The 13024-nt window shown below is 73.1% G+C and carries 12 protein-coding genes; 4 read left to right on the forward strand and 8 right to left on the reverse strand.

Annotated elements, in window-relative coordinates:
• Positions 1-906 precede the first annotated feature (906 nt).
• Complete coding sequence (locus M8C11_RS28730) at positions 907-1353, reverse strand: FHA domain-containing protein (protein WP_120573401.1); 447 nt, start codon at positions 1351-1353, stop codon at positions 907-909.
• A gap of 218 nt (positions 1354-1571) precedes the next feature.
• On the opposite strand from M8C11_RS28730, the gene M8C11_RS28735 reads away from it, so the two are divergent.
• Complete coding sequence (locus tag M8C11_RS28735; RefSeq protein ID WP_120573400.1) at positions 1572-3074, forward strand: aldehyde dehydrogenase family protein; 1503 nt, start codon at positions 1572-1574, stop codon at positions 3072-3074.
• A gap of 9 nt (positions 3075-3083) precedes the next feature.
• On the opposite strand, the gene nucS is transcribed toward M8C11_RS28735, so the two are convergent.
• The gene (gene nucS, locus M8C11_RS28740; RefSeq protein ID WP_252454510.1) at positions 3084-3743 is read right to left on the reverse strand and encodes an endonuclease NucS; all 660 of its coding nucleotides are present in this window, start codon (positions 3741-3743) and stop codon (positions 3084-3086) included.
• Positions 3744-3814: 71 nt separating this feature from the next.
• On the opposite strand from nucS, the gene M8C11_RS28745 reads away from it, so the two are divergent.
• Positions 3815-4432: a DUF4126 domain-containing protein gene (locus M8C11_RS28745; RefSeq protein ID WP_120573399.1), complete on the forward strand. Its 618-nt coding sequence runs from the start codon at positions 3815-3817 to the stop codon at positions 4430-4432.
• 10 nt (positions 4433-4442) lie between these two features.
• On the opposite strand, the gene M8C11_RS28750 is transcribed toward M8C11_RS28745, so the two are convergent.
• From M8C11_RS28750 to M8C11_RS28770, 5 genes are all read right to left on the reverse strand, one after another.
• Positions 4443-4739 (reverse strand): DUF1540 domain-containing protein, encoded by a 297-nt coding sequence (locus tag M8C11_RS28750; protein ID WP_252454511.1) that lies wholly within the window; start codon positions 4737-4739, stop codon positions 4443-4445.
• Between the two features lie 52 nt (positions 4740-4791).
• Positions 4792-6804 (reverse strand): protein meaA, encoded by a 2013-nt coding sequence (locus tag M8C11_RS28755; protein WP_252454513.1) that lies wholly within the window; start codon positions 6802-6804, stop codon positions 4792-4794.
• 101 nt (positions 6805-6905) lie between these two features.
• Positions 6906-9059 (reverse strand): ABC transporter permease, encoded by a 2154-nt coding sequence (locus tag M8C11_RS28760; protein ID WP_252454515.1) that lies wholly within the window; start codon positions 9057-9059, stop codon positions 6906-6908.
• Positions 9056-9736 carry an ABC transporter ATP-binding protein gene (locus M8C11_RS28765; protein ID WP_252454517.1) on the reverse strand — a complete coding sequence of 227 codons (681 nt, stop codon included), beginning with the start codon at positions 9734-9736 and terminating at the stop codon, positions 9056-9058. Before M8C11_RS28765 ends, M8C11_RS28760 begins: the two co-directional genes overlap by 4 nt.
• Positions 9733-10257, reverse strand: a complete 525-nt coding sequence (locus M8C11_RS28770) for a PadR family transcriptional regulator (RefSeq protein ID WP_252454519.1) — start codon at positions 10255-10257, stop codon at positions 9733-9735. The genes M8C11_RS28765 and M8C11_RS28770 overlap by 4 nt, the downstream gene beginning before the upstream one ends.
• A gap of 86 nt (positions 10258-10343) precedes the next feature.
• Here M8C11_RS28770 and M8C11_RS28775 point away from each other — a divergent pair, with 86 nt between their 5' ends.
• Positions 10344-11192, forward strand: coding sequence for an ABC transporter ATP-binding protein (locus M8C11_RS28775; RefSeq protein ID WP_120573394.1), 849 nt, complete (start codon positions 10344-10346; stop codon positions 11190-11192).
• On the forward strand, positions 11189-12037 hold the full coding sequence (locus M8C11_RS28780) for an ABC transporter permease (RefSeq protein WP_121685142.1): 849 nt from the start codon (positions 11189-11191) through the stop codon (positions 12035-12037). Before M8C11_RS28775 ends, M8C11_RS28780 begins: the two co-directional genes overlap by 4 nt.
• Before the next feature lie 7 nt (positions 12038-12044).
• Here M8C11_RS28780 and M8C11_RS28785 read toward each other — a convergent pair whose 3' ends face one another.
• Positions 12045-12998 carry a helix-turn-helix domain-containing protein gene (locus M8C11_RS28785; protein WP_252454521.1) on the reverse strand — a complete coding sequence of 318 codons (954 nt, stop codon included), beginning with the start codon at positions 12996-12998 and terminating at the stop codon, positions 12045-12047.
• Between the last annotated feature and the right edge of the window lie 26 nt (positions 12999-13024).

The following is a 13024-nucleotide window of genomic DNA, read 5'->3' on the forward strand; positions in this document are numbered from 1 at the left end:
CCGCCCTCATCTGCCTCGCCCGCCGTCGCTGCGACGTCCTGTTCGCCATGCTCCGCGACAAGATCCCCTACCAACCCCGCCCCACGACGCCGATCGCCGCTTGACGAACCCCATAGGGACACCCCCCGCCTCACCGGACCGCACGCACGCACCACCCCCTTAGCCCGTCGATCATGAAGTTAGCGGCGACAAATCGGACGCAGAACGCCGCCAACTCCATGATCGACGGGCCTGGAAGCGCCCGCCCGTCCCCCGGCCCCGTCGCCGGTCGCCGGTCGCGTCGCGTCCGTGATCAAGGAGTTTGCGTCACCGCGGCAGCCTTTCCCGTACCCAAACTCCTTGATCACCGGGCCACCCGAACGTGGTGCGCACCCCGGCTCACCAGAGCCCACGCGCCGCCGCACGCACCACCCGCCTGCCCCATTACCGCGTCGACCATGAGGTTGGCGGTGACAAATCGGACGAGGAACGCCGCCAACTTCATGATCGACCGGGCCCGGAAGCGCACACCCGGCCCAACCCACCCGTCCGCCGGCCCCGTCGCGGGTCGCGTCGCGCCCGTGATCAAGGAGTTTGCGTCACCGCGGGAGCCGTTTCCGTACCCAAACTCCTTGATCAACGCGGGTGGGCGGGCCGGGTAAGGAGCGCCGGGAACGCGGCGGGTGCCGGGGGCGCGCAGTCAGGCGCGCTGGGCTCGGCGGGCGGGCTGAGGCGCCCGTGGGGCTGAGGCATGGGCCGGCGCGACGTCGGGGCCAGCGCGGGCGTGAGGGCTCAGCGGGTGCCGGCACTCAGCGGCCTCGGGGCACAGCGGGTGCCGGTTGTCAGCAGCCCTGAGGGCTCGATGTGGCCTGGAGTGCCAGCGGGTGCCGGCACTCAGTGGCCCCGAGGGGTGGCGGGTGCGGAGGGCTAGCGGGCGTCGGCCGGCTGGGCCTCGCGCGCCTCGATCGGCTGGCGCGGCCCGGGGACGGGCAGCGGCAGGGTGGGACGCTGGTCGCGGCGCAGCGCGCCGAAGCTCATCCCGACCGGGTCGGTCCGGGCCACGCCCGGGTCGTAGAGGCGCAGGTCGGTGCGGCCGAGCCGGACCACGTCGCCGTCGGCGATCGCCACGCTGCCGGTGACCCGGGTGTCGTTGAGCCAGGTGCCGTTGGTCGAGCCGAGGTCGGTGAGCATCACCCCTTCCGGGGTGGCCCGGACGGTGGCGTGCCGCCGGCTCAGGTGCGGGTCGGCGAGCACGATGTCGGCGGTCGGCGCGCGGCCGATCACCTGCGCGTCCTGGCCGACCCGGAACGTGAGCCCACGCATCGCCCCGCCGGACACCGTCAGCAACGGCATCAGCTCAGGATGCTCCTCCATGGACAGTCGACCTCCACCCCACATCGCCCCGCGGCGTCAGCCTGCCACCTCACCGTAGTGGCTTGCACCACCGCGCGGTCACCCCCGCGACCCCGGCCGGTCATCTCCCGTTCGCCGTTTCGGACGGCACTTCCGTCGATGCGACGGCTGATCATCCGCGCAGCGTACGGCGCGTTCGACACCTACCGGCGAGTAATCCTCGGGTCTAGACTTCGGCCATGACCGCTGTGCATGTGCCGGGCGCCCCGCTCATCTCCGAGGGCCTGCTGGTGTCGACCAGCCCGGCCACCGGCGCGGAGGCAGGCAGATTCCCGCTGGCCGCCGAGGCGGACGTGCGTGCCGCCGTCGACCGCGCCCGGGAGGCCGGCGACTGGTGGGCCGGGCTCGGCTTCGCCGGCCGGCGGGACCGCCTCCAGCGCTGGCGCGGTGTGCTCGCCCGGCGGATCGAGGAGCTGGCCGACCTGATGCACACCGAGGGCGGCAAGCCGGTCGGTGACGCGGTGGTGGAGATCCTCACCGCGCTGGAGCACATCGACTGGGCGGCCCGCAACGCCCGCCGGGTGCTCGGGCCGCGCCGGGTCCGCTCCCGCCTGATCCTCGCCGAGTTCACCGGTCACCTCGAATACCAGCCGTACGGCGTGGTCGGCGTGATCGGCCCGTGGAACTATCCGGTCTTCACGCCGATCGGCTCCGCCGCGTACGCGCTCGCAGCCGGCAACGCCGTGGTGTTCAAGCCGAGCGAGTACACCCCTGCGGTCGGTCAGTGGCTGGTCGACCGGTTCGCCGAGGTGGTGCCGGAGCAGCCGGTGTTCCAGGTGGTGCACGGCTTCGGCGCGGTCGGTGCGGCGCTGTGCCGTTCCGGGGTCGGCAAGGTGGCGTTCACCGGCTCGACCGCGACCGCGAAGCGGGTGATGGCCGCCTGCGCCGAGTCGCTCACGCCGGTGCTGCTGGAGGCCGGCGGCAAGGACGCGATGATCGTCGACTCGGACGCCGACCTGGACGCCGCGGCGGAGGCGTGCGTGTGGGGCGGGCTGACCAACGCCGGCCAGACGTGCATCGGCATCGAGCGGGTCTACGCGGTCGACCAGGTCTTCGACGCCTTCGTGGACAAGGTGGTGGCGAAGGCCGGCCGGCTCACCGTGGGCGCCGACGGGTCCGACCTCGGCCCGATCACCATGCCGTCGCAGATCGACATCATCCGCCGGCACATCGACGACGCGATCGACCGGGGCGGCCGGGCGGTGCTCGGCGGCCCGGAGGCGGTCCAGCCGCCGTACGTGCACCCGACGGTCCTGGTCGACGTGCCGGAGGACTCGGCCGCCGTGCAGGAGGAGACGTTCGGGCCGACGCTTGTGGTCAACCGCGTCCGGGACGTGGACGAGGCGGTCGAGCGGGCCAACGCGCTGCCGTACGGGCTCGGGGGTTCGGTCTTCGGCCGGGCGCGGGCGGTGGCGGTGGCGCGGCGGCTGCGCTCCGGGATGGCCTCGGTCAACTCGGCGCTGACGTTCGCCGGCATGTCGACGTTGCCGTTCGGCGGCACGGGCGAGTCCGGCTTCGGCCGCATCCACGGCGAGGAGGGGCTGCGTGAGTTCGGCCGGCCCAAGTCGGTCACCCGCCGCCGGGCCCGGTCGCTGCTGCCGGCGATGACGTTCGAGCGCACCCCGGCCGACGTCGCCCGCATCGTCAAGATCGCCAAGCTGATGTACGGCCGGGGCCGCTGAGGCAGCGCCTCAGAACAGCGTCAGCTCGTCGCGTTCGATGCCGCGCAGCTTGTCGTAGTCGACCACGACGCAACGGATGCCCCGGTCCGTGGCGAGCACCCGGGCCTGCGGCTTGATCTCCTGTGCGGCGAACACGCCGGCCACCGGCGCGAGCAGCGGATCGCGGTTCATCAGCTCCAGGTAGCGGGTGAGCTGTTCGACGCCGTCGATCTCGCCGCGCCGCTTCACCTCGACCGCCACCGCGCCGCCGGCCGCGTCCCGGCAGAGCAGGTCGACCGGCCCGATCGCGGTCATGTACTCGCGCCGGACCAGCGTGTAGCCCTCCCCCAGCGTCGCCGGGTTCGCGGCGAGCAGCTCCTGGAGGTGCGCCTCGACGCCGTCCTTGCGCAGGCCCGGGTCCACGCCCAGCTCGTACGAGGTGTCCTGGAAGATCTCCTCCAGGGTGATGCGCAGTTCCTCGCCGGCCTTGTTGACCACCCGCCAGACGCCGGGCGCCTCCTCCAGCCGGCAGGGCGGGCTCATCCAGTTCAACGGCTTGTAGGCCCGGTCGTCGGCGTGGATCGACACCGACCCGTCCGCCTTCACCATCAGCAACCGGGTCGCCGGGGGCAGATGGGCCGAGAGCCGTCCGACGTAGTCCACCGAGCACTTCGCAATGACCAACCGCACCCGCCGAGGGTAGCCGAGGCCCCGGCGGACGCCGACGAGCGCCACTGGCGTACCGGTGCCATATTGAGATCGTGCTCGAAGTCCTCACCGGTTCCGGCCTGGCCGCCTCGGCGGGCCTGAACGCCTACATCCCGCTTCTGCTGATGGGTCTGCTGTCCCGCTACACCGATCTGGTCGAGCTGCCGAGCGGCTGGCAGTGGCTCGGCAACGGCTGGGTGGTGCTGATCCTCGCGGTCCTGCTCGCGGTCGAGGTGGTGGCCGACAAGGTGCCGGTGGTCGACCACGTCAACGACGTGGTGCAGACGGTGGTCCGGCCGACGGCCGGCGGGCTCGCGTTCGGCGCGGGCGCCGGCTCGGAGACGGTCACCGTCAGCGACCCGGACACGTTCTTCTCGTCGCACCAGTGGGTGCCGGTGGTGGTCGGCGTGTTCATCGCGCTCGGCGTGCACCTGCTCAAGGCCGCCGCCCGGCCGGTCATCAACGCGACCACGGCCGGTGTGGGCGCGCCGGTGGCCAGCACCGCCGAGGACGCGACGAGCGTCGTCATGTCGGTGGTGGCGCTGCTGCTGCCGGTGCTGGTGCTGGTGTTCCTGGTCGGCCTGGTGCTCTTCGTGCCCTGGCTGTTCCGCCGTCGGCGGGAGCGGCGCCGGGAACGCGCCGCCGCCCGGGAGGCCGGTTTCCGCGTCTGACCGCGGCGGCTCAGCGGCCCTCGTACGTCATGCAGTCGGCCATGTCCATGTCCGGGCCGACGGTGATGGCCGGGGCGTGGCACTCCAGGTCGGCGTTGTGCCGGCAGTCCGAGCGCGAGCACGCGCCGACCTGGGCCACGAGCTGGTCGATGCCGCCGCGCACGGGCATCTCCACGAACGTGTGGCAGTGCGCGTGGTCGCTGCTGCCGATGGTGATGGCGAACGCGTGGCAGTCGTTCGTGTGGTTGTAGGCGCAGGACCGGACGGCGCACTCCTGGACCCGGGGCATCTCCAACGACGCGGTCATCATCTCGCCCTTCAGTGGGTGTCTTGCCCCGACTTTAGGCTTTGTGATGCTTTCAGCGTGCCGAATCCAGCGCGTTCGCCTCGCGGATCACGGTGACCAGCTCGTCGATGATGCCGGTGAGCGCGAAGTCCTTCGGCGTGAACACCCGGGCCACCCCGGCGGTGCGCAGCGCGTCGGCGTCGGCGGCCGGGATGATCCCGCCCACCACCACCGGCAGGTCGCCCCGCCCGGCCGCGCGCAGCCCGTCCAGCACCGCCGGCACGGCGGCCAGGTGCGAGCCGGACAGCACGGAGAGGCCGACCAGGTCGACGTCCTCCTCGACCGCCGCCGCGACGATCTGCCCGGCGGTCAGGCGGATGCCCTGGTAGACCACCTCGAACCCGGCGTCGCGGGCGCGTACCGCGATCTGCTCCGCGCCGTTGGAGTGCCCGTCCAGCCCCGGCTTGCCGACCAGCAGCCGCAGCCGCCCGCTGCCCAGCTCCCGGGCGGTCGCGACGACCCGCTCGCGGACCCCGGCGAGGGTCGCGTCACCGGCTGTGCCGACCGCCCCCGCCAGGCCGGTCGGCGCGCGGTACTCGCCGTACACCTGGCGCAGCGCGCCCGCCCACTCGCCGGTGGTGACACCGGCCCGCACGCAGTCCAGCGTCGCCGCCATCAGGTTCGCCGTGGTGGCGGCGTCGGCGCGCAGCTTCGCCAGCGCCGCCTCGACCGCCGCCGCGTCCCGGTCGGCCCGCCATGCGCGTACGCCGTCCGTGGCCGCCGCTTCCACGGCGGGGTCCACCTGCTCGATGTTCTCGGCGCCGGCCGCGGTCAGCGGGGACGCCTCGGTCTCGGTGAACCGGTTGACGCCGACCACCACGTCCGAGCCGGACTCCATCCGGCGGCGCCGGTCGGCGAGCGAGGCCACCAGCGCGCTCTTGAGGTAGCCGGACTCCACGGCGGTCACCACGCCGCCCATCTCCAGCACCTTCTCCAACTCGACCCGGGCGCCGGTCACGATCTCGTCGACGAGCGCGGTCATGACGTGCGAGCCGGCGAACAGGTCCGGGTACTCCAGCAGGTCCGACTCGAACGCCAGCACCTGCTGCATGCGCAGCGACCACTGCTGGTCCCAGGGGCGGGGCAGGCCCAACGCCTCGTTCCAGGCGGGCAGCTGCACGGCGCGGGCGCGGGCGTCGCGGGACAGCGTGACGCCGAGCATCTCCAGCACGATGCGCTGGATGTTGTTCTCCGGCTGCGCCTCGGTCAGGCCCAGCGAGTTGACCTGGACGCCGTAGCGGAACCGGCGCTGCTTCGGGTTCTCCACGCCGTAGCGGTCGCGGGTGATCTCGTCCCAGAGCGCGCCGAACGCGCGCATCTTGGCGATCTCCTCGACGAAGCGCACCCCGGCGTTGACGAAGAAGGAGATCCGCTGGACCACGTCGCCCATCCGGTCGGGCGGCACCTGGCCGGAGTCGCGCACGGTGTCCAGCACGGCGACGGCGGTGGCCAGCGCGAAGCCGACCTCCTGCACCGGCGTGGCGCCGGCCTCCTGGAGGTGGTACGAGCAGATGTTCACCGGGTTCCACCGCGGCATCTCACGCAGCGTGTACGCGATCACGTCGGCGGTCAGCCGCAGCGACGCGGCCGGCGGGAAGATGTACGTCCCCCGGGACAGGTACTCCTTGATGATGTCGTTCTGCGTGGTGCCGGCGCAGCGGCTCAGCTCCGCGCCCTGCTCGGCGGCGACGGTGCCGTAGAGGCCGAGCAGCCACATCGCCGGGGCGTTGATGGTCATCGAGGTGTTCATCTCGGCCAGCGGGATGCCCTCGAACAGCGCCCGCATGTCACCCAGGTGCGCCACCGGCACGCCGACCCGGCCCACCTCGCCGGAGGCCAGCTCGTGGTCCGGGTCGTACCCGGTCTGGGTGGGCAGGTCGAAGGCGACCGACAGGCCGGTCTGCCCCTTCGCCAGGTTGCGGCGGAAGAGCGCGTTGGTGGCCGCGGCGGAGGAGTGCCCGGCGTACGTGCGCATCACCCACGGGCGGTCCCGCTCGGGCAGCCGTCCCGGCATCGCGTCGTCCATGGCCGGAGTTTAAGTTACCGTTCAGTAAAAGAGAGTGTGGAAAACCACACAACCCGATGCCCGCGCCGGTGGGCCGGCGTGCGGCCGGCCCACCGTACGGGTCACTCGCTGCGGGCGGTCTCCGGACCGGTGATCCGTTCCAGCAGCGGCAGGGTGGCCGCGATGACCGCGAGGCAGCCCAGCACGCCGAGGGCCACCACCGCGGCGAACCCGAGCCCCGGTACGCGCAGGTCGTAGTCCATCTGCGCGCGCAGGAACAGCTGCGCGGCGACCAGTCCCATCCCGACCGCCACCACGGCGACGGTCAGCAGCGGCACGGTGCTCTCCAGGGCCACCACCCGGCGCAGCAGCCGCACCGGGGCGCCGCTGAGCCGCAGCAGGCTGAACGGCCGTTTCCGTTCACTGAGGCCGGCTGCCACCGCCACGGCCAGGCTGCATCCGGCGAGCGCGAGACCGGCCACCACGACGATGTCGGCCAGCCGCTGCCAGCCCCGCATCGTGTCGGCGATTTCGGCCTCGAAGTCGCCGGGCACGTTCGGCGCCACGAAGAAGGCCGGGAACGCGGCTTCGAGGATCGTCCGGGCCCGCTCCACGGCGGCCTGGTCCGCCGCCTCGACCGCCACCGAACCGGCCGGCAGCTCTGCGAGTGCCGCCGGGTCCACCGGGGACGACGGCCAGACCCGGTCGGCCGAGGCGGACTCCCGCCAGGGGATCAGGTCCGGCGGCACCTCGGCGACGCGCGCCCCTGCGGCGCACCGCCCGTAGGCCGGCGGGATGTCCGCGCAGGCGATCACGCCGGAGTCGCGGCCGTCACCACGCACCGGGTTCTCCCGGACCAGCACCGGGTTGCGGACGCTGGGAACCGCGGTGAGGTCGGCCAGCAGGGTGCCGGGCACCGGCGGGTCGCCCGCCAGCACCATCGACAGCCGGCCGGCCTCCAGGGAGTCCTGGGGCGCCGGACCGCGCTCGTGCGTGATCGTCCCCATCACACCCACGGCCACCGTCGTGACGAACAGCGCGAGCATCACCCCGCTCACCGCCCGGAACCCGGCGGCCGGGTTGTCGGCGAGTCGGCGCGCGGCGATCAGCGTGGCCGGCCGGCTGGCGCGGGCGGCCATGGCCCGGGCGCCGACCATGGTCAGCCACGGGCCGCCCGTGATCAGCCCGACCATGACCAGCAGCAGTGCGGGCAGGAACAGCGCGGTCTGCCCGTCGGACGTACCCGGCCGGTACACCAGGGCGAAACCCAGCCCGGCCAGGCCGAGCGCGAGCGGAATCAGCCGGTGGACCCGTGGCGGTCGCGGCGTGACCCGCCGGGTGACCCCGAGCGGGGAGATCCGCACCCGGCGCAGCGCGACCCAGGCCGCGGCCGCCGCGCCCGCCGGCACGCCGAGGGCCACCAGGAGGGCCTCCGGCGCACCGATGGCCATGTCGCCGGGGAAGAACGGCATGCCGGTGAACGGGATTCCGGCGAGCTGCCCACGGAACGCGAAGAACGCCGCGAAGCCGACCGCCGCGCCGGCCGCCGCCGCGAGCGCGGCCTCGACGGCAGCGACCACCGAGATCTGCCGGGGCGTCGCCCCGACCAGCCGCATCGCCGCGAACCGCTGCTCCCGGCGGGCCGCGCCGAGCCGGGTCGCCGTGCCGATGAAGACGAGTACGGGGAACAGCAGGCCGCCCGCCACCACGCCGAGGATGAGGTCGACAGCCGCCCTCGGCAGCGGAGTCCGGTTGTCGTCGACCCGGGTGACCTTCCTGACCTGGTCCAGCTTCCCGACCTGCTCCGGGGTGCCGCCGACCAGGACGAGCAGGGTGTCCGGCGAGGTGAGCGCCGCCGGCCCGACCTCGCCGAGATCCCGGCCCGGGTAGCGGTCGGCGAGCTGGTCGGCCGGGGTGGACGCCAGCAACTTCCGCAGCGCCGGGGAGGCGTAGTACTCGCCGGGCCCCGGCGTGCGGGAAACACCGATCGGCGTGGGCGCGTCCGGGCCGGTCGCGGCGACGTCGACGCGGGTGATCTGTGCACCCCGGAAGAAGTCGGTCCGGGTGGACCACAGCAGCGGGTCGGCGGACCCGCCCGCCGTCTCCTGCGGGTACATCGACGCGTAGCGGGCGAGCTGGGCGTCGGCGGCGTTCACGCCCGCGAGCGTGGTGAGCAGCAGCCCCGTGCCGACCGCGACGGCGGCGGCGATGGCGACCAGCCGGACCAGCGCCTCCCGGCCACCGGCGACGGCGAGCCGGAGCGCGAGCCCGATCATGAGACGACCCCGGCGGGGGCGTTGACCCGGCCGTCCCGCACCATGACCTCCCGGTCGGCGTACGCGGCGATGCGCGCCTCGTGCGTCACCAGGACGACTGTGGTGCCCTTCTCGCGGGCGGCGTCCACCAGCAGCGTCATCACCTCCTCGCCGGTGAGCGAGTCGAGCGCGCCGGTGGGCTCGTCGGCGAACAGCACCCGCGGCTCGGCGACCAGGCCGCGGGCCAGCGCGACCCGCTGGGCCTGCCCGCCGGACAGTTCGCCGGAGCGGCGGTGCTCCAGGCCGGCCAGGCCGAGCCGCTCGAACCAGCCCCGCGCGGCACGCAGCGCCGGAGTGCGGCGGACACCGCGCAGCAGCAGGGGCAGGGCCACGTTCTCGGCCGCGGTGAGTTCCGGCACGAGCTGGCCGAACTGGAAGACGAAGCCGAAGCTGTCGCGGCGCAGCGCGCTGCGGTCGGCCTCGCCGAGCGTGTCGATGCGCGTGCCGTCGAACCGGACCTCGCCGGAGTCGGGACGCAGGATGCCGGCCAGGCAGTGCAGCAACGTCGACTTGCCGGAGCCGCTCGGCCCCATCACGGCGACGACCTCACCGGCCGCCACGGCGAGGCTCGCGCCGCGCAGGGCGGGTGTCTCGCCGAACGCGTACGTGACGTCCCGGGCCTCGATCATCGGGCTCACGGCCGTACCGCCTTTCGCAGGGCGTCCAGCCGGGCGCCCGTCGTCTCGATCCACCGCAGGTCCGCCTCCAGGTGGTAGAGGCCGTGGTCGGCCAGCATCACGTCGACGAGCTCGCCGTTGCGCTTGATCTCGGTGAGTTCGCGCATCCGGCGCAGGTGGGCGGCGCGCTGGGTGTCCAGGTACTCCTCGGCCGGCCGGTCGAGCATCAGCGCGAGCGCGACCTTGGTGAACAACACGGTCTGCAGGTGCGGTTCGGGTTCGACCGGCTCGGTCAGCCAGTGCTCCACCTCGGTGGCGCCCAGGTCGGTGATGACATAGCGCTTGCGGTCCGGCCCGGCGCCGGGAGCGACGTCGCCGACCACCACCTTGCCGTCGCGGGCCAGGCGGCTCAGCGTCGAGTAGACCTGCCCGTACGGCAGCGGCTTGCCGCGCCCGAAGAAGGTGTCGTAGTCGCGCTTGAGGTCGTAGCCGTGGCTCGGCTCGCGTTCGAGCAGCCCGAGCAGGGTCAGGGGAACGGTCATGACCAGAGACTACACCGAGTGTATACCTCGCGTATATAGCTGACCCGACAGTGGAGCGGGCGACCGCACGACGCACACTTGACGTCATGGAGAACGAGCTCGCGATTTCCGTGCGAGGGCTGCGCAAGGCGTACGGCGACAACGTCGCCGTCGCCTCGGTGGACCTGGACGTCCGCCGGGGCGAGGTGTTCGCCCTGCTCGGCCCGAACGGCGCCGGCAAGACCACCACGGTCGAGATCCTGGAGGGCTACCGGCAGCGCGACGCCGGCGAGGTACGCGTCCTCGGCGCCGACCCCGCCCACCCCGACGCCGGCTGGCGTTCCCGGGTCGGCATCGTGCTCCAGGGCACCGGCGAGTTCGACGAGCTCAGCGTCATCGAGGTGGTCCGCCACTTCTCCGGCTTCTACCCGGAGGCCGACGACCCGGACAAGGTGGTCGAGCGGGTCGGGCTGGGCGCCAAGGCGAAGGCGCGCACGCACACGCTCTCCGGCGGGCAGAAGCGCCGCCTGGACGTGGCGCTGGGCATCATCGGCCGCCCCGAACTGCTCTTCCTCGACGAGCCGACCACCGGCTTCGACCCGGAGGCCCGGCGCGAGTTCTGGGAGCTGATCCGGGACCTGTCCGCCGCCGGCACCACGATCGTGCTCACCACCCACTACCTGGACGAGGCCGAGGCGCTCGCCGACCGGGTCGGCGTGATCGCCGCCGGGCGAGTGATCGAGGTCGCGCCGCCGAACGCGCTGGGCAACCGGCAGGAGTCGCTGGCGACCGTCTCCTGGCGTACCCCCGACGGGACGCCGGCCTCGGCGGAGACCGCGACGCCGACGGCGCTGGTGGCCGACCTGGCCGCGCGCTTCGGCGGCGAGGTACCCGGCCTCACCGTGACCCGGCCGACCCTGGAAGACGTCTACCTGCGGATGATCGGACACTCATGACCACCACGACGAAGCACGCGGCCCCGGTCACCGCCGCGACCGCCGCCCGGCGGCCCGGCGCGGGCGCGCTGGCGCTGCGTCAGGGGCGGCTGGAGATCACCCAGTTCCTGCGCAGCCGGGAGTCCGTCGTGTTCACGATGGGCTTCCCGATCATCATGATCCTGATCTTCGCGGCGATCTTCAGCGACGAGATCGCGCCCGGGGTCAGCTACACGCAGTACTTCATCACCGGCATGATCGCGACCGGCCTGATGACGGTCAGCTTCCAGAACCTCGGCATCTGGATCCCGATCGAACGGGACCGCGGCGTGCTCAAGCGCTACCGCGGCACGCCGATGCCGAAGTGGGTCTGGTTCGCCGGCAAGGTGATCATGGTGGTGGTCATCGGCATCGCGGAGACCGTGCTGCTGCTCGCCGTCTCGGTGGCGATGTTCGACCTGGACCTGCCGCAGACCACCGCCAAGTGGCTGACGTTCGCCTGGGTCTCCGTGCTCGGCGTCACCGCCTGCACGCTGTGCGGCATCGCGATCTCGTCGCTGGCCCGCACCGCCCGCAGCGGCTCGGCGGTGGTCACCCCGGTCGCGCTGGTGCTCCAGTTCATCTCCGGCGTGTTCTTCGTCTTCACCAGCCTGCCCACCTGGATGCAGCAGGTCGCGGCGATCTTCCCGCTCAAGTGGATGTGCCAGGGGCTGCGCTCGGTCTTCCTGCCGGACAGCTTCGGCGCCCGGGAGCCGGGCGGCTCGTTCGAGCTGGGCACCGTCGCGCTGGTGCTGGGCGCCTGGTGCGTCATCGGCCTGGTGCTGTGCCTGACCACGTTCCGCTGGACCACCAAGCGCGACGGCTGACCACCGCTCATCCGCCGTCGACGAGCGCCGCACCCAGCGGCGTACGCCAGTAGAGCACCTCGCGCCCGGACCGCCGCTTCGCGACCGCGCCCGCGTCGAGCAGCACCCGCAGGTGGTCGCTGACCGTGCCCAGGGACAGCCCGGTCACCACCACGAGCTGCGAGGTGCTCAGCGGCGCGTCCAGCCGGGCCAGGATCTCGGCCCGGTTCGCGCCGATCAGCCGGGCCAGGCCGTCCGGTGCCGGTGAGGTCGGATCGACCAGGATCCCGCGCGCCGGATAGACCATCCCGAACCGGGCCGGCGCGTCCCAGACCACCCAGCCGCGGCGGCAGTGAGCCGGCACGAACACCAGCTGTTCGGCCGCGTGCAGCGACAGCGGCGGCTCCGGGTAGTCGTTCACCTGGAGGCGGCCGTCGCCCAGCCACCGCACGTTGCGGTTGATGTCGACGATCGCCCCGGCCAGGCCGCGCATGCTCAGGGCGGCGGTACGGGCCACGATGTCCGCGCGCAGCCGGCGTTCCCGCTCCGGCCACTCCGGCGCGACGGTGTGCGCCCAGATCCAGTCGAGCAGTTCCACGACCTGCCCGGTGAGCCCGTCCGCCAGCAGTTCGGCCGCCAGCGGGCCCGGCCGGGTGGCACGCAGGTCGGCCCGGATCCGCTCGTCGGACAACCGCTCGACGGCCGCCAGTTCCCCGGCGAACGTCGGGTCCGCCGAGGCGGGCGCGATGGTGAGGAAGTCCGCCACCCACCGAAGGCCGAACGACGCCTCCACCAGCGCCCGGACCACCGGCCGGGCAGCCAGCATCTCCCGGAACGCGTCGACGTGCGGCCGTCGCCAGGCCTGCTCCCAGGGGACCTTCGGATGGCGCAGCGCCTTCAGCGCGCCGACGGTCTCGGCCATCGGCGACACCGTGAAACGACTCCGCGCGACCAGGTCGGACGGCACCTGCCAGACGCCCACGTTTCGCCTCCAGACGTAAGTCTAGG

The sequence above is a fragment of the Micromonospora sp. CPM1 genome, assembly GCF_023896895.1.
Classification (GTDB): Bacteria; Actinomycetota; Actinomycetes; order Mycobacteriales; family Micromonosporaceae; genus Micromonospora; species Micromonospora tulbaghiae.